The organism is Massilia violaceinigra (genome assembly GCF_002752675.1).
Lineage (GTDB): Bacteria > Pseudomonadota > Gammaproteobacteria > Burkholderiales > Burkholderiaceae_D > Telluria_A > Telluria_A violaceinigra.
In genome coordinates this window covers 2302435-2328851 of the sequence record NZ_CP024608.1, presented here as the reverse complement: position 1 = coordinate 2328851, position 26417 = coordinate 2302435, and the positions used below count along the sequence as shown (strand labels likewise).

25 protein-coding genes are annotated in these 26417 nt (G+C 63.6%); 12 read left to right on the top strand and 13 right to left on the bottom strand.

Annotation, left to right across the window (positions count from 1 at the left end):
* Positions 1–11: 11 nt before the first annotated feature.
* The 5 genes from kdpC to CR152_RS10540 form a co-directional block, all read right to left on the bottom strand.
* On the bottom strand, positions 12–596 hold the full coding sequence (kdpC, locus tag CR152_RS10560) for a potassium-transporting ATPase subunit KdpC (RefSeq protein WP_099874882.1): 585 nt from the start codon (positions 594–596) through the stop codon (positions 12–14).
* A gap of 13 nt (positions 597–609) precedes the next feature.
* The gene (gene kdpB, locus CR152_RS10555) at positions 610–2709 is read right to left on the bottom strand and encodes a potassium-transporting ATPase subunit KdpB (protein ID WP_099882171.1); all 2100 of its coding nucleotides are present in this window, start codon (positions 2707–2709) and stop codon (positions 610–612) included.
* An 18-nt stretch (positions 2710–2727) separates the two neighbouring features.
* Positions 2728–4509: a potassium-transporting ATPase subunit KdpA gene (gene kdpA, locus CR152_RS10550; protein ID WP_099874881.1), complete on the bottom strand. Its 1782-nt coding sequence runs from the start codon at positions 4507–4509 to the stop codon at positions 2728–2730.
* Positions 4509–4595: a K(+)-transporting ATPase subunit F gene (gene kdpF / locus CR152_RS34990; RefSeq protein WP_099874880.1), complete on the bottom strand. Its 87-nt coding sequence runs from the start codon at positions 4593–4595 to the stop codon at positions 4509–4511. Before kdpF ends, kdpA begins: the two co-directional genes overlap by 1 nt.
* Positions 4596–4794: 199 nt before the next feature.
* Positions 4795–5523: a TorF family putative porin gene (locus CR152_RS10540; RefSeq protein WP_099874879.1), complete on the bottom strand. Its 729-nt coding sequence runs from the start codon at positions 5521–5523 to the stop codon at positions 4795–4797.
* Between the two features lie 141 nt (positions 5524–5664).
* On the opposite strand from CR152_RS10540, the gene CR152_RS10535 reads away from it, so the two are divergent.
* From CR152_RS10535 to CR152_RS10525, 3 genes are all read left to right on the top strand, one after another.
* Positions 5665–6867: a serine hydrolase domain-containing protein gene (locus CR152_RS10535; RefSeq protein WP_157778429.1), complete on the top strand. Its 1203-nt coding sequence runs from the start codon at positions 5665–5667 to the stop codon at positions 6865–6867.
* Between the two features lie 353 nt (positions 6868–7220).
* Positions 7221–7811, top strand: coding sequence for a hypothetical protein (locus CR152_RS10530; RefSeq protein WP_157778428.1), 591 nt, complete (start codon positions 7221–7223; stop codon positions 7809–7811).
* Positions 7812–7813: 2 nt separating this feature from the next.
* The gene (locus CR152_RS10525; RefSeq protein WP_099874876.1) at positions 7814–8401 is read left to right on the top strand and encodes a hypothetical protein; all 588 of its coding nucleotides are present in this window, start codon (positions 7814–7816) and stop codon (positions 8399–8401) included.
* A gap of 127 nt (positions 8402–8528) precedes the next feature.
* Here the strand turns inward: CR152_RS10525 and cueR are convergent, their stop codons facing one another.
* Both cueR and CR152_RS10515 read right to left on the bottom strand, forming a co-directional pair.
* A complete protein-coding gene (gene cueR, locus CR152_RS10520) occupies positions 8529–8924 on the bottom strand; it encodes a Cu(I)-responsive transcriptional regulator (RefSeq protein WP_208640105.1) in 396 nt (131 codons plus the stop codon).
* Positions 8921–11146 carry a heavy metal translocating P-type ATPase gene (locus CR152_RS10515; protein ID WP_099874875.1) on the bottom strand — a complete coding sequence of 742 codons (2226 nt, stop codon included), beginning with the start codon at positions 11144–11146 and terminating at the stop codon, positions 8921–8923. Before CR152_RS10515 ends, cueR begins: the two co-directional genes overlap by 4 nt.
* 139 nt (positions 11147–11285) lie before the next feature.
* Between CR152_RS10515 and CR152_RS10510 the strand changes: the two genes are divergently transcribed.
* From CR152_RS10510 to CR152_RS10485, 6 genes are read left to right on the top strand one after another with little or no spacing between them, the layout of a single operon-like run.
* Positions 11286–11486 carry a heavy-metal-associated domain-containing protein gene (locus CR152_RS10510; protein WP_099874874.1) on the top strand — a complete coding sequence of 67 codons (201 nt, stop codon included), beginning with the start codon at positions 11286–11288 and terminating at the stop codon, positions 11484–11486.
* A 42-nt stretch (positions 11487–11528) separates the two neighbouring features.
* Positions 11529–11876, top strand: a complete 348-nt coding sequence (locus tag CR152_RS32805) for a hypothetical protein (protein WP_157778427.1) — start codon at positions 11529–11531, stop codon at positions 11874–11876.
* Positions 11877–11932: 56 nt separating this feature from the next.
* On the top strand, positions 11933–12280 hold the full coding sequence (locus CR152_RS10500; RefSeq protein WP_099874872.1) for a hypothetical protein: 348 nt from the start codon (positions 11933–11935) through the stop codon (positions 12278–12280).
* 2 nt (positions 12281–12282) lie between these two features.
* Complete coding sequence (locus CR152_RS10495; protein WP_099874871.1) at positions 12283–13689, top strand: TolC family protein; 1407 nt, start codon at positions 12283–12285, stop codon at positions 13687–13689.
* A 13-nt stretch (positions 13690–13702) separates the two neighbouring features.
* A complete protein-coding gene (locus CR152_RS10490; protein ID WP_099874870.1) occupies positions 13703–15097 on the top strand; it encodes a multicopper oxidase family protein in 1395 nt (464 codons plus the stop codon).
* Between the two features lie 28 nt (positions 15098–15125).
* Positions 15126–15554 (top strand): YybH family protein, encoded by a 429-nt coding sequence (locus CR152_RS10485; protein ID WP_099874869.1) that lies wholly within the window; start codon positions 15126–15128, stop codon positions 15552–15554.
* Between the two features lie 57 nt (positions 15555–15611).
* Here CR152_RS10485 and CR152_RS10480 read toward each other — a convergent pair whose 3' ends face one another.
* The 6 genes from CR152_RS10480 to CR152_RS10455 form a co-directional block, all read right to left on the bottom strand.
* Positions 15612–16142 carry a GNAT family N-acetyltransferase gene (locus CR152_RS10480; RefSeq protein WP_099874868.1) on the bottom strand — a complete coding sequence of 177 codons (531 nt, stop codon included), beginning with the start codon at positions 16140–16142 and terminating at the stop codon, positions 15612–15614.
* Between the two features lie 10 nt (positions 16143–16152).
* A complete protein-coding gene (locus CR152_RS10475) occupies positions 16153–17046 on the bottom strand; it encodes an SMP-30/gluconolactonase/LRE family protein (RefSeq protein WP_208640104.1) in 894 nt (297 codons plus the stop codon).
* A 7-nt stretch (positions 17047–17053) separates the two neighbouring features.
* Positions 17054–18436, bottom strand: a complete 1383-nt coding sequence (locus CR152_RS10470) for an MFS transporter (RefSeq protein WP_099874867.1) — start codon at positions 18434–18436, stop codon at positions 17054–17056.
* Positions 18437–18520: 84 nt separating this feature from the next.
* Positions 18521–20101, bottom strand: coding sequence for an aldehyde dehydrogenase (NADP(+)) (locus CR152_RS10465; protein ID WP_099874866.1), 1581 nt, complete (start codon positions 20099–20101; stop codon positions 18521–18523).
* A 20-nt stretch (positions 20102–20121) separates the two neighbouring features.
* Positions 20122–21033: a 5-dehydro-4-deoxyglucarate dehydratase gene (gene kdgD / locus CR152_RS10460; RefSeq protein ID WP_099874865.1), complete on the bottom strand. Its 912-nt coding sequence runs from the start codon at positions 21031–21033 to the stop codon at positions 20122–20124.
* Positions 21034–21265: 232 nt separating this feature from the next.
* Positions 21266–22021 carry a FadR/GntR family transcriptional regulator gene (locus tag CR152_RS10455; RefSeq protein ID WP_099874864.1) on the bottom strand — a complete coding sequence of 252 codons (756 nt, stop codon included), beginning with the start codon at positions 22019–22021 and terminating at the stop codon, positions 21266–21268.
* A gap of 97 nt (positions 22022–22118) precedes the next feature.
* Here CR152_RS10455 and CR152_RS10450 point away from each other — a divergent pair, with 97 nt between their 5' ends.
* From CR152_RS10450 to CR152_RS10440, 3 genes are all read left to right on the top strand, one after another.
* Positions 22119–22394, top strand: a complete 276-nt coding sequence (locus CR152_RS10450) for a YkgJ family cysteine cluster protein (RefSeq protein ID WP_099874863.1) — start codon at positions 22119–22121, stop codon at positions 22392–22394.
* 375 nt (positions 22395–22769) lie between these two features.
* The gene (locus tag CR152_RS10445; protein ID WP_099874862.1) at positions 22770–23435 is read left to right on the top strand and encodes a hypothetical protein; all 666 of its coding nucleotides are present in this window, start codon (positions 22770–22772) and stop codon (positions 23433–23435) included.
* Positions 23436–23731: 296 nt separating this feature from the next.
* Positions 23732–26407, top strand: a complete 2676-nt coding sequence (locus CR152_RS10440; protein WP_099874861.1) for a TonB-dependent receptor — start codon at positions 23732–23734, stop codon at positions 26405–26407.
* Positions 26408–26417 lie beyond the last annotated feature (10 nt).

Genomic DNA, 26417 nt, shown 5'->3' with positions numbered 1-26417 from the left:
CGCCTTTGCTACTAATCCGGCTGAGTATACGCCCTGTCCAGCGCGAGATTGAGGGCCAGCACATTCACCCGCGCCTCGCCGAACACGCCCAGCACCGGCATGATTGCCAATTCCCCGATCAGCGCCTCGACCCGCTCGCGCGGCAGCGTGCGCGCACGCGCCACCCTGCCGGCCTGATAGCGCGCCGCCGCCACGCTGATTTCCGGATCGAGCCCGCTGGCCGATGCCGTCACCAGGTCCACCGGCACCGGCGCCGCATTGCCTGGATCGGCCGCCCGCAACGCCGCCACCCTGCCCTTTGCCGCCTCCATCAACGCCGGGTTGAGCGGTCCCTGGTTCGAGCCCGAACTGGCGCCCGCATTGTTGGCCATCGGTCCGGTCGCCGACGGACGCCCCCAAAAGTATCCGGGCGACGAAAACGATTGCCCGATCAGGCTCGATCCGACTGTCTTGCCGCCCTGCGTCACCAGGCTGCCGCGCACCTGTTCGGGGAAGGCGACATAGCCGATGCCGGTCACCGCCAGCGGATACAGCCCGCCCACGACCAGGGTCAGGGCGCCGAACAGCACGACGGCGGGGCGAAAAGTGGTTTTCATGAAGATGTCCTTTCTAGACCAGGTCAAGCGCCGACAGCAGCATGTCGATCAGCTTGATGCCGATGAACGGCAGCACGATGCCGCCCCCACCGTAAATGAGGATGTTCCGGCGCAGCAGCGCCGCCGCGCCGATGGCCCGGTACCGCACGCCCCTGAGCGCCAGCGGAATGAGCACCACGATAATGAGCGCGTTGAAAATCACGGCCGACATGATGGCCGAATCCGGACTGGCAAGCTGCATCACGTCGAGGCTTTTCAGCTGCGGATAGGTGCCCACGAATGCCGCCGGAATGATGGCAAAATACTTTGCGATGTCGTTCGCGATCGAAAACGTGGTGAGCGAACCGCGCGTCATGAGCATCTGCTTGCCGATTTCGACAATTTCGAGCAGCTTGGTCGGGTTCGAATCCAGGTCGACCATATTGCCCGCCTCCTTGGCGGCCTGCGTGCCCGAGTTCATGGCCACCGCCACGTCGGCCTGGGCCAACGCCGGCGCATCGTTGGTGCCGTCGCCGGTCATCGCCACCAGCCGGCCCTCGGCCTGGTAGCTGCGGATCAGTTTGAGCTTGTCTTCCGGCGTGGCCTCGGCCAGGAAATCGTCCACGCCGGCTTCGGCGGCAATGGCGGCGGCGGTCAGCCTGTTGTCGCCGGTGATCATCACGGTCTTGATGCCCATGCGGCGCAGTTGCGCGAAGCGCTCGCGGATGCCGCCCTTGACGATATCCTTCAATTCCACCACGCCCATCACGCGGCCATCGTCGACCACCACCAGCGGCGTGCTGCCGCGGCGCGATACATCGTCAACCGTGCGCGCCATCTCGGGCGGATACGGCAGGCCAAGCGCCTCCACATGCTTTTTCACCGAGTCGGCGGCGCCCTTGCGCACCTGGCGCGCGCCAACATCGATGCCGCTCATGCGCGTGTTGGCACTGAACGGAATGAACTTGGCCTGCAGGCTGGCCATGTCGCGTTCGCGGATATTGAAGCGCTGCTTGGCCAGCACCACGATCGAGCGCCCTTCGGGCGTTTCGTCGGCCAGCGACGCCAGTTGCGCCACATCGGCCAGTTCCTGCTCGCTCACCCCCGGCGCGGGAAAGAAGGCGGCGGCCTGGCGGTTGCCCAGGGTGATGGTGCCGGTTTTATCAAGCAGCAGCACGTCGACGTCGCCCGCCGCCTCCACCGCGCGGCCCGAGGTGGCGATGACGTTAGCGCCCATCATGCGGCTCATGCCGGCCACGCCGATCGACGACAGCAGCGCGCCGATGGTGGTCGGAATCAGGCACACCAGCAGCGCGATCAGCACCGTCACGCTCACCGGCTTGCCCGCGCCGGCGGCCGCCACGCCGAACAGCGAAAACGGCAGCAGTGTCACGGTGACGACCAGGAACACGATACTCAAGGCCACCAAAAGGATGGAGAGGGCGATTTCGTTGGGCGTCTTCTGGCGCCTGGCACCTTCCACCATCGAGATCATGCGGTCGAGGAAAGTCTCGCCCGGGTTGACCGACACCCGTACCACCAGCCAGTCCGACAGCACGCGGGTGCCGCCGGTGACGGCCGAAAAATCACCGCCCGACTCGCGGATGACCGGCGCCGATTCGCCCGTGATGGCGCTCTCGTCGACCGAGGCCACGCCTTCGATGACTTCACCATCGATCGGGATCACATCGCCCGCTTCGACCAGGATGGTATTGCCCTTGCGAAGATCGGCCCCGGGAACCGGCAGCCAGGTGGTGCCGTACTTGGGCGTGGCCAGCTGCTTGGCGCTGACCGTCTGCTTGAGCCCACGCAGCGAGGCGGCCTGCGCCTTGCTGCGCCCTTCCGCCAACGCTTCGGCGAAGTTCGCGAACAGCACGGTGAACCACAGCCAGACGCTGATGGCGAGGATGAAACCACTTTTCGTATCGCCCTTGCCGGCAACGGCCTGGAAGTACATCAAGGTGGTGAGGATGCTGCCGACGTAGACGACGAACATGACGGGGCTGCGCAATTGCGTGCGCGGTCCCAGCTTCATGACGGCGTCGAGGATGGCCGGGCCGATCAACGCCGAATCGAACAGCGTGAGCGTCTTGCGGGTGGTAGCTGCCGGTGGCAGCGAGAGGGCTTGCGACATCATATGCTCCGCATGAAGTTATTTGGTATAGAGCTGCAAATGCTCGACAACGGGGCCGAGCGCCAGCGCCGGGACGTAATTGAGCACGCCCACCAGCAAGACCACGCCGACCAGCAGGCCGACGAAGACCGGACCGTGCGTGGGCATGGTGCCGGCGTTGGCTTGCAGGCGCGGCTTGGCGGCCAGTGCGCCGGCAATCGCCAGCACCGGCACGATCACGGCAAAACGCCCGAACCACATGGCAATGGCCAGCATGGTGTTGTAGAACGGCGTATTGGCCGACAAGCCAGCGAAGGCGCTGCCGTTGTTGTTGGCCGCCGAACTGAAGGCGTACAGGATCTCCGAGAAGCCATGCGCGCCGGGGTTGGCGATGCCGGCGCGGCCCACGTCGAGCATCACCGCCAGCGCAGTCCCGCACAGCACCAGCACCGGGGTAACCAGGATGGCGATCGAGGTCATTTTCATTTCATAGGCCTGGATTTTCTTGCCCAGGTATTCCGGCGTGCGGCCGATCATCAGCCCGGCGATGAAGACCGCCATGATGGCGAATATCAGCATCCCGTACAGGCCCGAGCCGACCCCGCCGAACACCACTTCGCCCAACTGCATGAGCAGCATCGGCACCATGCCGCCGATGGGGGTGAACGAGTCGTGCATGGCGTTGACGGCGCCGCAGGAGGCCGCAGTGGTCACGGCGGCGAACAGGGACGATGCGGCGATGCCGAAGCGCGCTTCCTTGCCTTCCATATTGCCCCCGGCTTGGAGGATGCTCGCACCCTGGTCGACGCCCAGCGCCGCCAGTTGCGGATGCACGGCCTGTTCGGCGCTCATCACCACGCCGGCGGCGACCACGAAGATCAGGCTCATGGCCCCGAGTATGGCCCAGCCCTGGCGCAGGTCGCCGACCATGCGCCCGAAGGTAAAGCACAGCGCAGCCGGAATGAGGAAAATCGCCAGCATCTGGGCAAAGTTCGACAGCGCGCTGGGGTTCTCGTACGGGTGGGCCGAGTTGGCGTTGAAGAAGCCGCCGCCGTTGGTGCCGATCAGCTTGATGGCCTCCTGCGAGGCGACCGGGCCCATGGCGATGGTCTGGGTGGTGGCAACCTTCGCTTCGGTCACAGTCCGGCCGTCGGCACCCGAGGTGGAGACCGAATAGGCGACCGGCTCCATCAACTGCACTTCCTGGTAGCTGTTGAAGTTCTGGACCACGCCCTGCCCCATCAGGAATACCGCGAACAGCAGCGACAGCGGCAGCAGCACGTACAGGGTGGAACGGGTGATATCGGCCCAGAAGTTACCGATCGACGCCGCCGAGCGCGCGCTGAAGCCGCGCATCAGGGCGAAAGCAACGGCCATGCCGGTGGCGGCTGAAAAGAAGTTCTGGCCCGTCAGCGCCACCATTTGCGTCAGGTAGCTCATGGTCTGTTCGCCGCCGTAGCCCTGCCAGTTGGTGTTGGCGACGAAGCTGACAGCGGTATTGAACGAGGAATCGGGGCTGACATTGGCCAGCGCTTGCGGATTGAGCGGCAAGAAGGTTTGCAGGCGCTGCACGCCATACACGAACAGGGCGCCCAGGCCGTTAAACACCAGCAACGCAGTCGCATAGGATTTCCAGCCCATCCCAGTGCCAGGCGAGACGCCGCCGGCGCGGTACAGCAGCCGCTCGACCGGCGCCAGCCAGTCCAGGCCCGGTACGCGGTCGCCCGCGGCGACTTGGGCCAGCAGGCGGCCCAGCGGGTACGCCAGCGCCAGCAGCGCGGCCAGGAAGGCGCCCAGGAGCGCCATCGATTGCATGGTCATTACAGGTCCTCCGCGTTCAGCAGCGCATGCACCAGGTAGACCAGCAGGCCGGCGGCGACGAGCCCGCCTATATAAACAGGTTCCATTATTTCTTGTCCCCCAGTGTGGCGCAGCCGGCTGCAAAGGCGCAGGCCAGGCCGAAAAAGAGCAGGAGCGCTCCAATGAAAATCAGGTCCATATCACCCTCGAACGAATTGGTTTTGTTATTGATGAGCGTAGCGGCAAGCGTCTAAAAATGGTGTAAAGAGTTGCTGCGCAGGTGTAAACAAAGCGTAAACGTCCTTGTTAAAAGGTCTTGCTGACGGTCAGCAGCAGCGCGCGTTTTCCAAGAAAGCTGCCGTTCGCGGGCGAGGCGTAGGCGGCCTTGGCGGCGGTGCTGCCGACGGCGGCCAGCGCCACGCTCGCCCATGCGAAGTCCTTGGTCATGCCGATCTTGTAGTCGGTATAGCTGGCGGCGCTGTTGTGGGCCACGCGCTGGCGCCCGGCGTGCAGGTTGAGCACGAGGCCGTTGCCGAGATCCGGATTGGCGGCCAGGTCGAGATAGCCGCTGCGCTTGCTGTCCACGTAGCCGAACAGATTGGTGAGCGCGCGGGAATATTTGACCAGCGCGATGCCCCAGGACAGCTGGCCGTAGGCCTCGGTGGTATTGGCGTTGGCCAAGCCGGGCACGCGACCGAGCTTATTGGATGGGTAAACGTAAGTCAGTATGCCGGCGTCGTAGCCGATGCCGGGTGCCAGTTCGCCACGCTTGCCGCCATAGATATCGAGCTCGACCTTGCCCTTGCCGCCGGCGTCGCTGGTCCACTTGATGGTCGAGGTCCAGGCGCCCGCGTACCAGCCGGATGGCTTGTGGACCAGGTCGGCCCCGCCCTGCAGCGCGGGCTGGAGGCGGGTTTGCGAGATGCCGCGATAGCGGTAGTCGCTGGTGAGGGCCGCGTTAAGACTGAACTCGGTCGCTGCCGATGCGGCCTGGGCGGCAAACGACAGCAGGGCTGCGAGTAGGGCGATCTTCATGGTAGTTCTTTCTTTGCTGTAGTGGAAAACGGAGACACAGCAAATGGTATCGACGCGGCCGTAAAAAATTTCTAAAGAGTCAGTGCGCTGCCGTAAAGGAAATGTAAAAATGCAAGACTTCAACCAGAAGGCGGGATGCAGATGAGACGACGAGTACTACTGGCCATCATGCTGGCCTGCTGCGCAGTGGCGCAGGCACGGCCGGACGAGAAAGCGTTGAGCGCCAGGCTGCAGGCGCTGCATCGGGACGCGGGCTTTCCCGGGTTTGCGGTGGCCACCGTCAACAAGGATGGGGTGACGTACCGGCACGGCTTCGGCTACGCCGACCTGGGCGCCAGGCGGCCGTACCGGACCGATACCGTGCAAAACGTCGGTTCGGTCAGCAAGACCTTCGTGGGGGTGGCGCTTGCCAGGGCGATCGAGCTGGGTTACTTCACCCTCGATACCGAGATCAATGCGGTACTGCCCTTTCGCGTGGATAATCCGCATGCGGACGCCGGACCGATCACGATCAGGCATCTGGTCACGCATACGTCCGGCATCGTCGACGACGATGAGACTTACGGGCACTCGTACTACCTGAACGCGTATTCGGACCGCCGCAGTCCCTTGCTCAAGCGTTTCACACAGGAGTACACCGTGCCGGGACGTGCCGATACGTCGCTCGATGGTTTTCTTCGGAATTACCTGGCGGCCGGCGGGCGCGACTTCAAGGCGAGCAATTTCAGCGCGGCGCCGAGCGGCAGCACCTACGAGTACTCCAACATCGGCGCGGCGCTGGCCGCCCATCTGGTCGAACTCAAGAGCGGACAGCGCTTCGATGCGTTCTGCCAGACCCATATTTTCCAGCCGCTGGGCATGCGCCATACGGGTTGGTCCATCGATGCGGGGCTGGCGGCGCGCCATGCGCGGCTGTACAACACCAGCAAACAGGCCTATCCGCTGTATTCGCTCATCACCTATCCGGATGGCGGCCTGATCACTTCCGCCGACGACCTGGCCATCTTCCTGGTGGAAATGATCAAGGGGTATCGGGGGGAGTCGGCCTTGCTCGGCAAAGCATCGTTCCGGCTGCTGTTCGACAAGCAGTTCGCCGACAATGCCATTCCCGCCGATAGCCCGAAAGGCGAACCGAATGGCGGTGTCTTCTGGCGCTACGAGGCCAACGGGCAGATCGGGCACTCGGGCAGCGATCCGGGCGTGACGACGTTCATGGCGTTCGATCCGGTACAGGGGACGGGAAAGATCTTCCTGACGAACAGCGATTTCGGCGATGCGAACGAGGGCAGTGCACCGCGCGCCATGACGAAATTCAAGGCCATCTGGTCGGCACTTGATCGATAGCCGGGGAGAACCGGCGGACCGCCATGGAAAGGCGAGGAAGCATGCCGGATCAGGCCCGAAGTTCGTTCACGAGATTTGATGCATGTTGCAAAAAAGATGCTTTACTATCCTCAATGAGGGTATATATTCACTCACATGAAGCTGCGATTCAGTCTCCGGTTTCGAGAATCCCCTTCGACAGATCGAACATGGTGGAGCGCCTTGAGCATGCAGGTTTTCCATGGCGAAAGTGCGAGCTGACGTGCTTGCTGAAGTCAGGCAGCGCGGAAGCACCCAAGCGCGCAAATTCATCAAGATAAAGACCTCGGCGTGATAATAAGCAACATTTCTATCTAACCTTCGGGGGATGTGCAATGAGCAGCTACTATCAATTTTTATTGACGAGCTGCATTCTGGTTTTGCTACCTATTATCCCAGCCGTTGTTATATTCAAGGCATGTCCCCAACCGCAGAACAGCGCTGAAGGCGAGGGAACACTGTATGGCATGCGCTGGAAGTTTGGCGGCGCGTTCGCCGCCTATCTGGTTGTGGCGCTAATGGTCCTGAGTGCGAACAAACATTGGTTTCAGGCCAGAGAAGTGGAGGTGTGGACTGTGCGCGGCGCGGTAAATGCTGGAAATATTGATATCAAAAACGTGCTGGCCGTGCGCAGCTTGCCGCAGACGCTGAGCGTGGAATCCGACGGCTCCTACGAGTTCAAGGTCATTGTCCAGCGTTCGGGCGACGTCCTCAATTTTCCGAAGGTGTTGTTCGAACTGCGGAGCGAATGCCGCGAGCGGCGCACAGTGAGACTCGATGGCGTCAATTCCGCAGGCACCTTCGATGTGCTGAAGTCCGAAAATAAAATTGATATCAAACGCAACGATGCGGACCGCTCGATCGAAGTCAGCCCCATCGTACTGGGGCGAATTACCGACGCAAATTGCACGTCCATGAAGGAGTGAATATGCGATTTTTCTTGCATGGTCTTATTGTGCTGCTCATTGCTGGATCAAGCCATGCCGCGGATTTGCCGAACGCACACCAACTGACTCACCGGAAAAACTATTCGGTGGTTTTTTTGGATGACTATAATTTGGGCAAGATTAACCTGGCGTGCACACTCCCCACCGGCGTTCCTGTGGGCATCGTTTTGGTCAGTGATACTGCCGACTTCCGGTTTGTGGCTGTGAAGTTACCTCAAGGTGCCGCTATTTTGGCTAATCAGCATGAGCTGAAGCGAGCGTGGGTACCTTACGCGGTGTATTCTTTTTACCGCGAATGCGCGCTTCACGTCATGTCCAAGGTGACTGCAACAGGAATCGACGATGCCGACAACCTTACCATGTCGCTCTCCCGTGCCGCTGAATGCCTTGCTGTGATCCCGACGCTGAACGTCTTTTCCAATCCAAAAGACGTCTCGTTGTCGAGAATTTCATTCCAGTTGAAAGATGAATATGGGGAGCGCGTCGGATCATCCCCGGCGGAACTGGAACGCTGTCGCAATCCAAAATTTTCTGCGGATGTCGCGACCAAGGAAATGAAGAAACGGTAGGAACCCGCCGGCGTTTCAGAAACTGCACAGGACTGGAACGGCATCCGGACTCGTTCTTGAGACCCGCAAGCGCAGGCGGCAGCCCGAACCTCGGACAAGTTCAGGCACGCCGTTCATGAATGCAGGCTTAACCCAGCGACAGATCGTCGAGGATCGGGCAGTCCGGGCGATCGTCGCCGTGGCAGGCGCCAGCCAGTTTTTCCAGCGTGCGCTTCATCGACTGCATGTCGTTGATTTTTCTATCCAGCTGCGCGATATGCTGCTTCGCCATCGCGCGCACATCCTTGCTGGCGCGCTGCTTGTCCTGCCACAAGGCCAGCAAGGTCTTGATCTGTTCCAGCGAAAAACCGAGCTCGCGGCTGCGGTGAATGAACTGCAGCACCTGCACATCGCGTGGCCCGTACACCCGGTAGCCCGCATCGGTGCGCTGCGCCTCGCCAATGAGCCCGATCGATTCGTAATGCCGGATCATCTTCGCCGACACACCGGACGCCTTGGACGCCTCGCCGATATTCATCATCATGTTTTTCCTCCCGCAACCCAGCGCTTGAGCAGCAGCGCATTGCTCACCACAGACACGCTGGAAAACGCCATCGCCGCCCCGGCGATCATCGGATTAAGCAGACCGAACGCCGCCAGCGGCACCCCGATCACATTGAACACAAACGCCCAGAACAGGTTCTGGCGAATCTTGCCGTAGGTGCGGCGCGAGATGTCGATGGCGTCGACCAGCAGGCGCGGATCGCCCCGCATCAGGGTCACGCCGGCCGTATGCATCGCCACGTCGGTACCGCTGCCCATGGCCACGCCGATATCGGCCGCTGCCAGCGCCGGCGCATCGTTGATGCCGTCGCCCACCATTGCCACCCGCTCGCCCTTGGCACGCAGGGCCGCGATGATGGCTGCCTTGCCCTCGGGCAGCACCTGCGCGTGCACCTCGTCAATGCCGAGCTGGCTGGCGATGTGATGCGCGCTGCCGGGATTGTCGCCACTGAGCATCACCGTGCGGATGCCGGCCGCGTGCAGGCGCTCGATGGCTTGCCGGCTTTCCGGCTTGAGCGCGTCGCCAAAGGCGAGCATGCCGAGCAGGCGCGGGCTTTGCGCGGCTTCGGCCAGCCACGACACGGTCTCGCCGGCCTCCTCGCGCGCCTGACCTTGCGCGGCCAGCGGAGCGATGTCGATACCGTGCTTGCGCATCAGGGCCGCATTGCCCAGCAATAGCTGCCGGCTATCCACCGTGGCGGTGACGCCCAGTCCGGCCAGGGCGCGCGTGCCCGTCGCGCTCGCCGGCATGATGCCCGCCGTCCGCGCCGCGTCCCCGACAGCGCGCGCGAGCGGATGCTCGCTGCCCTGCTGCACGGCGGCCGCCAGCGCCAGCAAGGCTTGCTCGTCGCCCTGCGCGGCCACGTACGCGGTCAGGCGCGGCTTGCCGGCGGTCAGCGTGCCCGTCTTGTCGAAAGCCACCACGGTGACGCCATGCAAGAGTTCCAGCACCTCGGCATCCTTGATCAGAATGCCGTATTTGGCGGCAACGCCGGTACCGGCCATGATCGCCGTCGGCGTGGCCAGCCCCAGCGCGCACGGGCAGGCAATGACCAGCACCGCCACCGCGTTGAGCAGCGCCGCGCTCCAGTCGCCGTTGGCCAGCCACCAGCCCAAGAAGGTGACCAGCGCGATGACGATAATCGCCGGCACGAACACGGCGCTGACCTTGTCCACCAGGCGCTGAATCGGCGCCTTGGCCGCCTGCGCGTCCTCGACCGCGCGGATGATGCGCGCCAGCACGGTTTCGGTGCCGATGGCGCTGGCGCGGGCGAGCAGGACGCCTTCGCCGTTGACCGCCCCGCCGATCACGCGCGCGCCCACCGCCTTGCTCACGGGCAGGCTTTCACCGGTCAGCATCGATTCGTCGGCATGGCTGGCGCCTTCGATGACGGTGCCATCCATCGGAATGCGCTCGCCGGGGCGGATCACGACCTCGTCGCCGACCTTCAGTCTAGCGATCGGGATGTCGCTGTCCACGCCGTTGCGGCGCACGCGCGCCGTTGCCGGCCGCAGGGACTGCAAGGCGCGGATCGCTTCGGTGGTCTGGCGCTTGGCCCGCGTTTCCAGCCACTTGCCGAGGCGCACCAGGGTGATCACCACGGCGGCCGCCTCGAAGTACAAGTGCGCCCCATGATGCTGCGGCTGGCCGAGCCACTGGTACAGGCTCAGGCCGTACGCGGCCGAGGTGCCGAGTGCGACCAGCAAGTCCATGTTCCCGCTTCTGGCCAGCAACGCTTTCCATGCGGAACGGTAGAAGCGCGCGCCGATCCAGAACTGCACAGGCGTGGCCAGCAGCCATTGCACCCAGGCAGGCAGCATCCAGTCGATGCCCACCGCGGCCAACAGCATGGGGGCAAGCAGGGGGATGGTCAGAGCGGCGGCAATCGCGATTTGCGCCGGTTCGGACAGAGCGCGTGGTGGCGCGGGCGGTGGCGCTGACAGTGGCATTGCGTCGGCCGGCGCACTGGCCGTGTAGCCGGCGCGCTCGACCGCCGCAATCAGCTGGGCGGGGTCGAGCGATTGGCCGGCGCCGGTAACCAGCACTTTCTCGGTTGCCAGATTGACGGTGGCGCCCTGCACGCCCGGCACCGCACGCAACGCTTTTTCGACCCGTCCTGCGCACGAGGCGCACGTCATGCCACCTACTTCCAGCGACGTTTCAAACGCACCCCGCTTGTCCTGCATTGTCGTGGTAGTCATTTCTTGCTCCTTCTACATGCGCATGCCACCATGATTAAGCTTCCCATTATAGTAAGGTCAAGCGAAAAAACCGCTTGACCTTCCCACTGTGGGAACGTCGACAATGACGTTTGTCATATCCACCACCAGGAGTTCCGCCATGATCAAGCTGAGTATCCCCGACATGAGCTGCGGCCATTGCGCAGGCGTCATTACCAAGACCATCAAGGAGCTGGACCATGATGCCGTCATCGCGTTCGACATGCCGGCGCGCACGGCCCTGCTGAACACGACAGCGGCGCAGGAGCGCGTTGTCGCCAGCCTGGCCGATGCCGGCTACCCTGCGACGGTGGCCCGGTAAGCACCGCTGCGGCCCCGATTTTCCATGTGCTAGACTTTGCCCATGACGTCCTTGAGAACATTGCTGATCTGGCTGTTGCTGCTCGCGATCCCTTTACAGGGCTTCGCCGCGGCATCGTCGGCGCTGTGCGAGGCGGCCAGGGTACCGGTCGCGAGCCAGGTCGTCGCCAGCATGGACGAAGGCCATTGCCACCAGCCGGACAGTCCCGCCAGCCCCGCCAAGTGCAGTAACTGTGCATTCTGCTGCGTGGGCATGGCCATTGCCCCTGCATTTGCCGCGCTGGCCGATGCGCGAGCGCTCGCATCCGAACGGATAGCGTATGCCGCCGTGCACGTGACGGCGCATATTCCCGGCGGCCTGGAACGTCCCCCTCATTCCCCGATCGCCTGAATGCCCTTGGTCCGTCCGCGGACCAGCGACTTTTAACCAACACGATTGAGGTTGTCATGAATTCCCTACGCCTGATATGGCCGCTGCTGCTTGCCGCCGCGCCGCCGGCGCTGGCGCAAACGAGCGCCGCACCACCTGCCTACGACTCGGCGTTTGCCGGATACCGCACCTACCAGGAGCCCCAACCGGCATCCTGGAAGGCTACCCTCGACCAGCTGCGCAAGGCGCCCGGCCACATGGGCCACATGGGCCACGCCGGTCACGACATGAGCGCCGCCAAACAACCGGACGCACCGAAGGTTGACGATCCGCATGCCGGCCACGACATGAGCAGCATGAAAAAGAGCCCGGAGCCGGCCAAGGCCAAGTCCGACCCGCACCACGGCCACCACCACAAGGAATGACGATGCAACGATTATCGACTCCGCTGCGCCGCATCGCCCTGGCGGCCATCTGCGCCGGCGCCGCCGGCTGCGCATCGTTTTCGCCCGATGGCGGCTACGCCGAGGTGCGCCAGCTCGCGCAGCAGCGCAGCGGCGGCGCCATTCCATCCACCGCACCGGGCGCCGGCAGCGTGGAGCACCAGGTCGCCGCGCTGCTGGCCAAGCCTTTGTCGGCCGACGATGCGGTGACCGTCGCCCTGCTCAATAACCGCGGCCTGCAGGCCGGCTACGCGGAACTGGGCATCGCCGAAGCGGACCTGGTGCAGGCCGGGCGCATCGCCAACCCGGTGTTCAGTTTCGGCCGCCTGAAAAGCCATGAGGGCATCGAGATCGAACGCAAGCTGATGCTGCCGGTGATCGGCCTGCTGACGATGCCGGTCACCACGCGCCTCGAACGGCGCCGCTACGAACAGGCGCAACTGCGCGCCGCCAGCGAGGTGCTGCGCACCGCCGACGCCACCCGGCGCGCCTGGTACGGCGCGGTCGCGGCCCAACAAAGCGCCGAGTACATGGAGCAGGTGAAAAACGCCGCCGAAGCGAGCGCCGAACTGGCGCGCCGCATGGCGGTGGCCGGCAACTGGAGCAAACTGCAGCACGCGCGCGAACAGGCGTTTTACGCCGATTCGGTGGCCCAGCTGGCCCGCGCGCGCCAGACGCGCACTGTCGAACGGGAAAAACTCACGCGCCTGATGGGCCTTTCAAGCCCGACTGCCTTCACCCTGCCCCAACGCCTGCCCGACCTGCCGGCGGCCCCGCGCGAGGTGATGGATGCCGAAGCGCAGGCCATGAACAACCGGCTCGACATGCTGATGGCGCAAAAGGAACTGGCCGGACTGGCCTCCTCCCTCAGCCTGACGCGCGTCACACGCTTCGTCAACCTGCTCGACCTGAGCTACCTGCGCAACACCGGCGAAACGGGCGAGCGCGCCACCGGCTACGAGATCGAATTGCAGATTCCCCTGTTCGACTGGGGCAGCACCAGAGTGGCCAAGGCCGAAGCGATGTACATGCAGGCGGTGCACCGCGCCGCCGGTTTTGCTGTCGACGCCCGCTCGCAGGTGCGCGAAAGCTATGGCGCCTACCGCACCGCCTACGACCTGGCGCGCCACTACCGCGACGAAGTGGTGCCGCTCAAAAAACGCATCGCGGACGAGCAGCTGCTGCGCTACAACGGGATGCTGATCAGCGTCTTCGAACTGCTGGCCGACGCGCGCGAGCAGGTTGTCAGCGTCAACGCCGCGATCGAAGCGCAGCGCGACTACTGGATCGCCGACGCCGCCCTGCAAGCCGCGCTGACCGGCGCCGGCGACAGCGCCGCAGCCGCAACCCCGGCGCCACGCGCCGGCAGCGCCGCGCCGGCCCAACACTGAAAGGACATGCAACATGGTTTCACGTAGAAATTTCTTCACTGGCGCGGGCGCGGTTGCCGTCAGCACGGCGCTGGTCTCGCGCGCCGGTGCCGCTTCGCTGCCGGAAGCGGTCATCATGGACAAGGCAGCGACCCAGCCGCCGCTCATGCCGCCCAACGGCCGCCCGTACAACCCGGTGGTCACCCTCAACGGCTGGACTTTGCCCTGGCGGATGAAGGACGGTGTCAAGGAATTCCACCTGGTGGCCGAGCCGGTGGTGCGCGAAATCGCGCCCGGCATGAAAGCCAACCTGTGGGGTTACAACGGCCAGTCGCCGGGACCGACCATCGAAGTGGTGGAAGGCGACCGGGTACGCATTTTCGTCACCAACAAGCTGCCCGAACACACCAGCGTGCACTGGCACGGCCAGCGCCTGCCCAACGGCATGGATGGCGTGACCGGCCTGACCCAGCCCGGCATCGACCCGGGCAAGACCTTCGTCTATGAATTCGTGGCCAAGCGTCCCGGCACCTTCATGTACCACCCGCACGCCGACGAAATGACGCAGATGGCGATGGGGATGATGGGCTTCTGGATCACCCACCCCAAGGACCACAACTTCATGCGGGTCGACCGCGACTTCTGCTTTTTGCTCAACGCCTACGACATCGACCCGGGCAGCTACACACCCAAGGTCAACACGATGCTCGACTTTAATCTGTGGACCTTCAACAGCCGCGCCTTTCCCGGCATCGACCCGATGGTGATCGCGCAGAACGACAAGGTGCGCATCCGGGTCGGCAACCTGACCATGACCAACCATCCGATCCACATGCACGGCCACGAGTTCGTGGTGACGGGCACCGATGGCGGCTGGACTCCGCCGGCGTCGCGCTGGCCGGAAGTGACGACCGATATCGCGGTCGGCCAGATGCGCGCGATCGAGTTCGTCGCCAACGAGCCGGGCGACTGGGCCTTCCATTGCCACAAATCGCACCACACCATGAACGCCATGGGCCATGACGTGCCGACCCTGATCGGCGTCGACCAGCGCGAGGTGCTCGGCAAGATCAACAAGCTGGTGCCGGGCTACATGGTCATGGGCGACAAGGGCATGGCCGACATGGGCGAGATGGAAATGCCGCTGCCGGACAATACGCTGCCGATGATGACCGGCAGGGGCCCGTTCGGCGGCATCGGCATGGGCGGCATGTTCACCATGATGAAAGTGCGCAAAGGGCTGGCGCGCGGCGACTACAAGGACCCGGGCTGGTACAAGCATCCGCCCGGGACCGTGGCCTACGAATGGAAGGAAGGCGGCATCGCCAAACCGGAGCCGGTGCGCGCGCCGGATGCCGACCGGATGGCGGCAAAACCTGGCGAGAAGGTGCTGCAAGTGACCAAACCGGGCAAAAATCATGCACACTGACGCTTTTTTCAACGACTGAGAGAAGCCGATGCGTAAATACGTTCTGCTTGCCGTCCTCGGACTGGCATCGCTACATGCCCGGGCGGCGACGCCCAGCGAGACGCTGGCGGCCTTCCACGCCGCCCTGCACGCGGGCGACCAGGCGCGCGCAATGGCGCTCCTGAGCCCCGATGCGGTCATTTACGAAGCCGGCCATATAGAACGCTCGCGCAGCGAATACGCGGACCATCACCTGGCGGACGACATTGCGTTCGCCAGGGCCACCACGCGCAGGGTGTTGCGGCACAAGGAGCGGATCGACGGCAACATCGCCATCATCCTGGACGAAACCGAGAGCAAGGGTACGTTCAAGGGCAAGAAGATCAATGCGTTGGGAACCGAGACGGCGCTGCTGGAGAAAAAAGGCGACGGCTGGGTGGTGCTGCATTTTCACTGGTCGTCGCGCAAAGCGAAGTAATCCCGGCGGCCACCCAGGAACAGGCCAGCTGCCACGCCTATCTACCGTAACAAGTTCTTAATCCTGGGCCTTCAGAGGAGCGAGCGCGCGCCACATGTGAACCTTAGCGAGATAGCATTCGCCCAGCGCGATGGCGAACGGCTCCACGCCGAAGGCGGTGAAACCGAGCCGTTCGTACAGGCCGCGGGCAGCGCCGTTTTCTTCGGTGACCGTGAGCTGGACGATTTTTGCGTGCGGACGCAAACGGGCGTAGTCCAGGGCAGCGTTCAGCAATTGCTCGCCAAGTCCGCCGTGACGGTACAGGGGCGTGACGTACATGCCGAACAAGGTGACCTTGTGGCGCCCTTTTTCGCGGACCTCGAACGACAAGCCGACGGTGCCGGCAAGCGTGCCGTCGGCGCCGAACGCACCGAGCACCACTTCGTTCGATGCGGGGTCTGGATCGAGGCGCGCTTCCCACCATGACGCCGGCAAGGCGGCGCGCTCAGGCTCGCCGGATGTGTAGGCGTCGGGGTGGAGCGCAAGCGCTTCGAGCGTGATCGACCGGTACGCCGCAGCGTGCGCAGGATCGAGTCGCGCGATGTTCACCTTAGCCGCCTCAATCGCAAAAATGCGTCTCGGGCATGCCCTGCACACCGGCGCGCACCAGCAGCAACGCGCCCGATTCGGTGTCCTCGGGCTTCCTGCCGGCCGCGATCGAGGTGACCAGCAAGGTGTCCATAGCGGGGCCTCCGAAACTGCACATCGATGGCTTGAGCAGCGGCAGGTCGATGGTGCGATCGAGCTTGCCCTCGGGCGTGAAGCGCAGCAGGCAGCCGCCATCGTTCCCGCAAATCCAGTAGCAACCGTCGACATCGACCGCCGCGCCGTCGGGACGGCCCTGGTGCGCGTTCATGTCGACGAACACGCGCTGGTTGTGCGGCGTGCCGCTGTCGGTGTCGTAGTCGAAGGCCCAGATCATCTGGCGCGAGACGTGCGAGTCGGACAAATACATGGTGCGCCCGTCCGGCGAAAAACCCAGGCCGTTCTGCACCACCAGGTTCGATACCACCGGCGCCGAGAAGCCCTGCTCCCGCGTGTAGCGGTACAGGGAACCTGCGGCGCGCAGTTCGGGCTGGTCGAGGTCCAGCGTGCCGCTCCAGAAGCGTCCCTGACGGTCGCAGCGGCCGTCGTTGAAGCGCATGCCCTTCTTCAGGTCGGGCAGCGCGGCCAGCAGCGACGCATGCGCATGCACCTCGACATCGAGCGTGAGCTCGAACACGCCGGTCTCCATCCCCGCGAGCAGGGCGCCGCTGCCGGTGAGCGCAAGACAGGCCGGCATTTCGGCGGTGAACCAGATACGCTGCTCGCCGCTTGCCGCATCGAGGCGCCAGACGCGCCTGCCGAGAATGTCGACCCAGTACCAGGCGCCTTCGCGCGCGCTCCACAGCGGGCTTTCGCCCACCTTGCAGGTCACGCCCGGTACTTTTTCGATACTGGCTTGCTTGCTCATATTGCCCTTACAGATCGGTGATTTCGCGGTAGCGCGGCACCAGGGTTTTCATCATCGTCCATGCAGCCAGGTAGGCCAGCGCGCAGATCGAGAACATGATCATGTAGCCGGTGCTGATCTGGCCCATGGCGCCATAATAATCGAACAGCCAGCCACCGAGCTTGGTGAGCAGCACGCCGCCCATGCCGCCGGCCATGCCGCCGATGCCCACCACCGAACCGACGCTGTGTTTCGGGAACATGTCGGAGACGGTGGTGAAGATGTTGGCCGACCAGGCCTGGTGGGCCGATGCGCCGATGCCGATCAGGATCACCGGTACCCAGAAGCTGATGTAGCCGAACGGTTGCGCCAGCAGCACCACCAGCGGAATGAACGCGATGGCCAGCATGGCCTTCATGCGCCCGTCGTAGGGATTGTCGCCACGGTTGATGAAGTAGGTCGGGAACCAGCCGCCGCCGATACTGCCGACCATGGTCATGCTGTACAGGACGGCCAGCGGCACGATGATGTCGGTGCCTTTCAGGCCATAGGTCGCGGCCAGGTACTTGGGCAGCCAGAAAAGGAAGAACCACCACACGCCGTCGGTCATGAATTTACCGAGCGCGAAGGCCCAGGTCTGGCGGTAGCCGAGCAGCTTGAACCACGAGCTTTTCGGCTTGACGATGCCCGCCGCGGGAGCGCCCGCCGCAGGCTCCGGAACCACCACGCAATCGCTGTTGATGTAGTCCAGTTCCGCCTTGCCCATGCGCGCCTGGTTGGCCGGGGTATCGTAGAACACCATCCACGCGGCCATCCAGAAGAAGCCGATCCCGCCGATGATGATGAACGCCATCTGCCAGCCCCACGCGGCGGCAATCACCGGTACGGTGAGCGGCGCCAGGATGGCGCCGACGTTGGCGCCGGAGTTGAAGATACCGGTGGCAAACGAGCGCTCCTTCTTGGGAAAGTATTCGGCGGTGGCCTTGATCGCTGCCGGGAAATTGCCCGCCTCGCCCAGCGCCAGCACCGCGCGCGACATCATGAAGCCGGCGATCGATACCGGTACCACGGTCATGCCAAGGCTGGTCAGGATGCCGTTGATGCCTTCGCCGATGCCGATGGCGAAAGCGTGCATGATGGCGCCGAGCGACCAGATGGTAATGGCCAGGACGAAGGCGCGCTTGGTTCCTAGCTTGTCGATCACGCGGCCGGCGAACAGCATCGAGAACGCGTACACAAACTGGAAGGCCGCCGTGATGTTGGCGTAATCGGTATTGGACCAGCCGAACTCCTTCGACAGGTCGGTGGCAAGGAGACTGAGGACCTGGCGGTCCAGATAATTGATGGTGGTGGCGAAAAACAGGAGGGCGCAAATCGTCCACCGGTACTTGCCTATGACTTGCTGGTTCATCGGTCGCTTCTTTATGGTTGTTTTTAGAAACAGCGCCGCCGGAAGGTGTCTCCACACCCGGTTCTCCGGCGGCGCAACCAGCTTTTACTGCGGGAGCTGCATGGCTCCGTCGACAAGGCGGGTCAGGCCCAGGGGATTATTGTCGGCAAGTGCGTCCGGAAGCAAGTCCGCCGGCACATTCTGGTAGCACACGGGCCGCAGGAAGCGGTCGATGGCGGACGCGCCGACCGAGGTGCTGCGGCTGTCCGAGGTGGCCGGGAACGGGCCGCCGTGGACCATCGCATGCGCCACTTCGACGCCGGTCGGGTAGCCGTTGAACAGAATGCGGCCCGCTTTGCGTTCCAGCACCGGCAGCAGCGCCGCGGCGTGCGCACGGTCGGCGGCCAGGGCGTGCACGGTGGCGGTCAGCTGGCCTTCGAGATGTTCGGCGACCTGCTGCATCTGCTCCGCATCGCGGCAGCGCACCAGCAAGGCGCACGGTCCGAAGATTTCGGACTCCAGCGCAGGCGTGGACAGATAGGTGGCCGCTTCGCACACGTACAGCGAGGCTTGGGCGGCGCAGCCGGCGCCGTCCGGTTTGCCCTTGGCGACCAGGGTCACGCCGTCGATGCCGGAGAGCTGTTCCACGCCGCCCACGTAGGCCTTGTGGATGCCCGGGGTGAGCATGGTGCCGGCGCCCTTGCCTTGCAGCGCGGCGGCCGCCGCTTCGACGAACTGGTCGAAGTGGTCGCCCTGCAGACCCATGACCAGGCCAGGATTGGTGCAGAACTGGCCCACGCCCAGGGTCAGCGAATCGACGAAGCCCTGCGCCACGGCGGCGCGGTCGTTTGATAAGGCGGCCGGCAGCAGGAACACCGGATTGATGCTGCTCATTTCGGCGTACACGGGAATCGGTTCGGCACGCAGGGCGACGGTGCGCATCAGCGCCAGGCCGCCCTGGCGCGAGCCGGTGAAGCCGACCGCCTTGATGGCCGGATGGTCGACCAGGCGCTGGCCGATCTGGCGGCCTTCGCCGAACAGCATCGAGAACACGCCTTCGGGCAGCTTGCAGTCGGCCACCGCCTGGGCAATGACCTTGCCAACCAGTTCCGAGGTGCCGAGGTGGGCGCCGTGCGCCTTGACGATGACCGGGCAGCCGGCGGCCAGCGCCGAGGCGGTATCGCCGCCGCCGACCGAAAACGCCAGCGGGAAGTTACTGGCGCCGAAGACGGCGACCGGTCCCAACGGGATCTTGCGCAGGCGCAGATCGGGACGCGGCGGCACGCGGTCCGGCAGGGCCGAATCGATGGTGGCGTCGATGAAGTAGCCGTCGCGCGCGACCTTGGCGAACAGGCGCAGTTGGTTGACGGTGCGGCCGCGTTCGCCTTCCAGGCGCGCCGTCGGCAGGCCGGTTTCGAGCGCGGCGCGTTCGATCAGCGCGGAGCCGAGTTGGAGGATGCCCTCGGCGATGGTCTCCAAAAAGACCGCGCGCTGCTCCGGCGTGGTGTTGCGGTAGGCGTCGAAGGCGCTTTGCGCAAGGGCGCAGGCGGCGTCGACGTCGGCGTCGGTGGCCAGGCCGAAGTCCGGGCCCATCGTGTCGTTACGGGACGGGTCGATCGCGCGCACCACGCCGGCCGTGCCGCGCAAGGTGCGTTGGCCGATGACCATTTCTCCATTGATTTGCATATGCTCTTCCTCGAACGGGTTTATTGGGCGCCCTGGGCGGTGATCAGCTTCTCCAGCATGGCGTCTTCTTCGGCCGTCATGTCGGTCAGCGGAGCGCGGACGGGGCCCGCCGAATGGCCAACCAGGCGCGCGCCGGCCTTGACGATGCTCACCGCGTAGCCGGCCTTGCGGTTGCGGATTTCGAGGTAAGGCAGGAAGAACTGGTCCAGCAGGCGGTTGGTGGTCGCGTGGTCGTCGGCGGCGATCGCGTGGTAGAAGTCCATCGCCATTTTCGGCATGAAGTTGAATACGGCCGACGAGTACACCGGGGTGCCCAGCGCTTTATAAGCAGCGGCGTAGACTTCCGCGGTCGGCAGGCCGCCCAGGTAGCTGAAGCGGTCGCCCATGCGGCGCCAGATTTGCACCATCAGTTCGATGTCGCCGATGCCGTCCTTGAAGCCGATCAGGTTAGGGCAGCGCGCGGCCAGCTTTTCGAGCGAGTCGGCGGTCAGGCGGCACTGGCCGCGGTTGTAGACGACGACGCCGAATTTGACGGATGCGCACACCGCTTCGACGTGGGCGATCAGGCCGTCCTGGCTTGCTTCGGTCAGGTAGTGCGGCAGCAGCAGGATGCCATGGGCGCCGAGGCGCTCGGCTTCCTGGGCCAGGGCGATCGCGGTGCGGGTCGGGCCGCCGGCGCCGGCCAGGATCGGCACTTTGCCGCGGCAGGTATCGACCGCGGTGCGGATCACGTCCGAGTACTCGGTTGGGGTCAGGGAGAAGAACTCACCGGTGCCGCCGGCCGCGAACAGAGCGCTGGCGCCGTACGGAGCGAGCCAGTCGAGGCGCTCGGCGTAGGTGCGCGCGTTGAAATTGCCCTGGTCGTCGAAGTCGGTCAGTGGAAACGACAGCAGGCCGGACGACAGGATGTGTTTGAGTTCTTGCGGATTCATGCGATCTCCAGAGATAGGCGGGTTGTTTAGCGCTAGTGATACATCATCGTACAACTAGTCTTTGACATAAGCAAGCACAACGTTGAGACGGCTGGCGGCCGGATCGCGGCGCCACGGCATGAGTTGGAAGACGTGCGAAACAACGAAGGCGAGGCGGGAGGAAGACAGGGCCAGCGGGAGCGCTGCGGGAGGCAGCGTTTCGGTATGCGAGGCGGGTCGGTGGAGCGGGCCGTCAGGCCCCGTTCGACTCCAGTTGCTGCTGCGCCTGGCGCAGGCGCTCGCGGCTGTTGCTCAGGTGGGTACGCATGGCGGCGCGCGCCGCTTCCGGGTCCTTGCGCAGGATCGCATTGAAGATGTCTTCGTGCTCGCGGTTGACGCGTTCCAGGTAGATGGCCGGATCGTCATGCCCCAGTTGCGGCATGTTGACGCGCGCACGCGGGATGATGGTGGTGCCGAGCTGGCTCAGGATGTCGACGAAATAGCGGTTGCCGGTGGACTGGGCGATCAGCAGGTGAAATTGCACATCGGCGTCAACGGCGGGGCTGCCGCGCGCCACGCTGCGCTGCATGGCACCGAGCACCTTGGCCAGTTCGGCCACCTGCGCTTCGCTGCGGCGCGCCGCTGCCAGCCAGGCTGCTTCGGCCTCCATGCTGATGCGCAGTTCCAGCATCGCCAGTACATCCATGACGGTGACGATGCTCTCGGCATTGATCGCCAGGCCCGCATTGCTGCGTTCGATGACGAAGGTGCCGATGCCGTGCCGGGTCTGCGCCCAGCCGGCTGCCTGCAAATGCGAAATCGCCTCGCGCACCACGGTGCGGCTCACGCCGTGCTGCTCCATGATGGCCGATTCGGTCGGCAGCTTGTCGCCGGGCTTGAGCACGCCCTGCTGGATGCTGCCCGTGATGTGCTCGACCACGCCCTGGGCGAGGGTGCGATGTTTCTTGCGGGGTGGCGGGAGCGTCTGGGCAGTGAAGGTGGATGTCATGACTATATTATACAACCCGAATAGTTGTACGACATCTTATGATTCGATGCGGTGTATACTTTGGCCACGTATGACTTACCCACAGAAATGAGATGGCATGAATTGCCGTGACAATTGCGGCGCATGCTGCACCGCCCCGTCGATCACCAGTCCGATTCCCGGCATGCCGGACGGGAAACCCGCGGGTGTGCGATGCGTGCAGCTGACCGACGACAATCTGTGCCGCATTTTCGGCAAGCCGGAACGGCCTGCGTTTTGCGGCGGGCTGCAGCCGTCCGAAGAGATGTGCGGAACCAGCCGCGAACATGCGATCCAGTGGCTGGGTGAGTTAGAGCGCGTGACAACACCCACCCCGGACTATGCCGGGCAATGAGTCATGCACTTACCGGATCAACATTCGTCTGGTTGCCCCGGGCAAATGAAGCGTAGTGTGCTAAAGTTATCGGACTCCGGCGCACCTAGCGCTGGCATTATTTGCATATTTTTGTCCTCCCTGTTTTGGTAACTGAGAGAGCATTCGATCATGTCAAAAAATCTTCGGCATTCTCTGAACTCACCCGCCAAGCTAACCAAACATCAGCAGGAAATGGATATTTTGCGAGCTCATCACGAGCGGGTTATGAGGGATTCCAGTTTGCGTCAAGCAACCCTGGTTGGGGCCGGCATATTCGTCCGTACTGCTGACGGCAAACTCGCCGTCGCAAAACCATACGATAAAGTCATCAGTTCCAAACCTGCACCCTGATTGATGTACGGGCGCCCGGGCATCATCTACGGTTTCCACGGGTGCGACCGCCGCATCGGCGAGGCAGTGCTTGCGTCCCACGTTCAGCATTTAAAATCGAGTACCAACGACTACGACTGGCTTGGCCACGGCTTCTACTTTTGGGAATCGAGCCCTGAGCGCGGACTGGAGTTCGCGCGCGATGCCAAGGTTCGCCGCAAAATTTCCCAAGGGAGAATTCGTTATCCTTATGTCGTCGGTGCAGTCATTGAGTTGGGCAATTGCCTCAATCTGCTCGACCATGCAGGTCTGGCTGAAATGAAAAGGGCACATCGCATGCTGAAGACCCTGACGGAAGCTGAAGGACAACACCTGCGGAGTAACAAATTCAAGGACAAAAGTGGTGCATATCTTGTTCGAACCCTGGATTGCGCTGTCCTCGAACACCTCCATCAGATGCGCAAGGATGCGGGCTTACCTGACTATGACACCGTTATTGGGGCGCTGTGGGAAGGCGAGGATCTCTACGAGGACGCCGGCATTACAGACAAGAACCACATGCAAATTTGCGTCCGAAACCACGAGTGCATCCGCGGCTACTTTCGAGTCCGAGAACTCGATGGTATCGACCTGATGCGATGGGACAACCATCCTCATCGGGCACGAATGTCATCCACGTTCTCTAAATAACTGTAGGCCTCTGGCGAGGCTACGCTGAATAGACCACGTACCGTTGCGCGCTAACGCATCAAGCCAACCGGCGCATCGCACCCCTGTTTAGTAAATCCCATGAAACTACTTGCTGTTTCAGAGATTCGTTTGACCCTCCAAATTTCCGAACGCAATACTCAATTGAATCGATTCGTCCATCCCTGCAAGGCTGCATCGCTTGCCACAGCTGGCGGGTCACCACTGTGTTGCATATAAGCGCAACGCGGGCTCGCCAAGCCGCGCGCACATAATCCAAATGGAAAACAGGAGACAAGATGCTATTCCCAACGACACGGACCTTGACCAGTCTGGCGGTCGCCAGCGCGTTCGGCTGTGCGGTTCTGCCCGGCCACGCGCAAACTGCCGGCAGCGCCGCCGATAACACCGTACCCGCCAATAACGACCCGAATCAAATCCAGGAAGTCAAAGTCACCGCCACCCGCCATTCCACCTCGCTGCTGCGCACCCCGCTGGCCGTGACAGCCCTGAGCCAGGACCAGCTCACGCGCAAGGGCGCCACCAGCCTCAGGGACCTGGCCGGTGAAATCCCCAACGTCGTCATCGAAAACACCGGCCTCGATTCGGCCGTGCAGATCACCATCCGCGGCATCACCTCGACCAACTTCACCGAAACGGGCGACCCGGCCGTCGGCTTTCACGTCGACGGCCTGTACTCGCCGCGCCCGCAAGGCGCGCAGGCGCTGATGTTCGACATCGACCAGCTCGAAGTGCTGCGCGGCCCGCAAGGCACGCTGTTCGGCCGCAATTCGACCGGCGGCAGCGTGAACGTCATTTCGGCCAAGCCTGACTTCACGGGCAACTACGGCAAGGCCAACATCGAACTTGGCAACTACAACAAGAAGCAGGCCAACATCGTCCAGAACGTCGCTGTCAACGACATGCTGGCCCTGCGCGCGACCTACATGAAGGTGCGGCGCGACGGCTACGCCAACCAGATGCGCGACCTGAGCGAAGCGAACGCACCCGCCTACGGCTGGATCCCGGATGGCATTCCCGACGTCGACCAGCGCTTCAACCACAAGGTGGGCAAGAAGGACTACTACACCAACCAGGACCAGTGGGCAGCGCGCGTGGCCGCCGCGCTCAAGATCAACAAAAACGTCACCGCACGCCTGGCGTATGAAGAGTTCCAGGACTCCGGCGCCGGCTGGTCGCACTTTCGCGACTGCGAGTCCGGCGCCGGCACGCGCTACGCCTGCACCGGCGGCAAATGGGACATCAACGTCAACGTGCCGGGCATGACGGACCTGAACATCCGCACCGTGCGCGCTGGCGTGAACTGGAATCTGACTGACACCGCCAGCGTCGACTACAGCTTCCAGATCGCCGACCAGCGCCGCAAGGAGACCACCGACGACGACAAGGGCCTGCAGCATGCCGCGCCGTTCCAGATCAACGGCAACTACCCCAACATCGCCGGCGGCGACTGGGGCACCTGGCCGCTCAACGATGTCTTCCACCGCACCATGGATTCGCGCTACCTGTCGACCGTGCACGAAGCGCAGCTCAAGCAAACCGTCGGCCCGGTGCAGTACGTGGCGGGCCTGTTCTGGATGCACGAACGGAACCGCATCGACTACGAAATGACCAACGTGATCCAGAAGCCGTACGGCGATCCTGGCAGCGTGCTGTATCACCAGCCGAACCGCCAGGTCGACGCCAAGGCCGCCTTCGCGCAGGCGGACTGGAAGTTCATGCCCACCTGGACCGGCACCCTGGGCGCGCGCCTGTCGTCCGACAGCAAGGAAGACAAGGGTGGCGAAGTGTATGGCCGCAACTGGATCGGCGACACCGCGTATTACCGCGGCTGGTACAACCGCGGCATCCCCGGCACGCCGGGTTTCCGGGTCCACAACGGTAACGACCTGTCGACCGACATGGGGGCCGGCGGTGGCCTTGGCGCGTATGCGGGCTACGCGGCGCCGACCTCGAACGACCACAAGGAAACCTGGAAGAAAACCACCTGGCGTGTTGGCCTGCAAAAGCAGATCAACGCCAACCAGATGGCCTACGGGTCAATATCGACCGGCTACAAGGCGGGCGGCTTCGCCGACAAGACCGACTCCTGCAACTACCGCCTGTGCGCCGACGGCAAACCGGGGGTGGTGACCTTCCTGCCTTACGAGCCCGAAACCGTCACCAACTATGAACTGGGCTACAAGGGCAAGTTCCTCGACAACCGCCTGAACCTGTCGGCCACCGCCTTCTTCATGAAGTACAAGGGCATGCAGCTAACCGGTAACTACTTCATCAACCAGATCATCCCCGACAACGGCCTGCCCTGCCCGGCCGACCAGCCCAAGTGCGATGTGTACGACGCCTGGCGCACCATCAACGTCGGCAAGGTGGATATTCCCGGCCTGGAGATCGAAGCGGACTGGCGGCCGTGGAGCGGCGCGCGCATCGGCGGCGGCTTCGCCTACATCAACACCAAGGTGCACGACTTCAAGGAATTCAGCGACGAGTACCAGTGCGGCGAAGTGCGCGCGGAACTGGGCATCGAACCCTGCCCGGCCATCTACAACGGTCCGGACAAGGCGCTGCTGGGCCGCCGCCTGTACAACATCGACGGCAACCACCTGCCCAACACGCCCAGGTACCAGCTGAACCTGAGCCTCTCGCAGGAGTTCGAGCTGGCCAACGGTTACCGCATCACGCCGTATGTGAAAGTGAACTGGCGCGACAAGGCCTATTTCGATCTGCGTAATTCGGAGTTTGCGCATATCGGGCGCTATCAGAAGGCCTATGCGATGGGCGACGCGTCGGTGCGGCTCGATTCGCCGAACGACAAGTGGCACGCGGAAGCGTTCGTGCGCAATATCGCCGACAGCCACGCCAAGACCAGCGGCGACTCGGTGATGGGTGGCTTCATGCAGGCCAACTTCGTCGAGCCGCGCATGTTCGGCGTGCGCGTGGGCGTGAACTACTGATTCGGTTTAC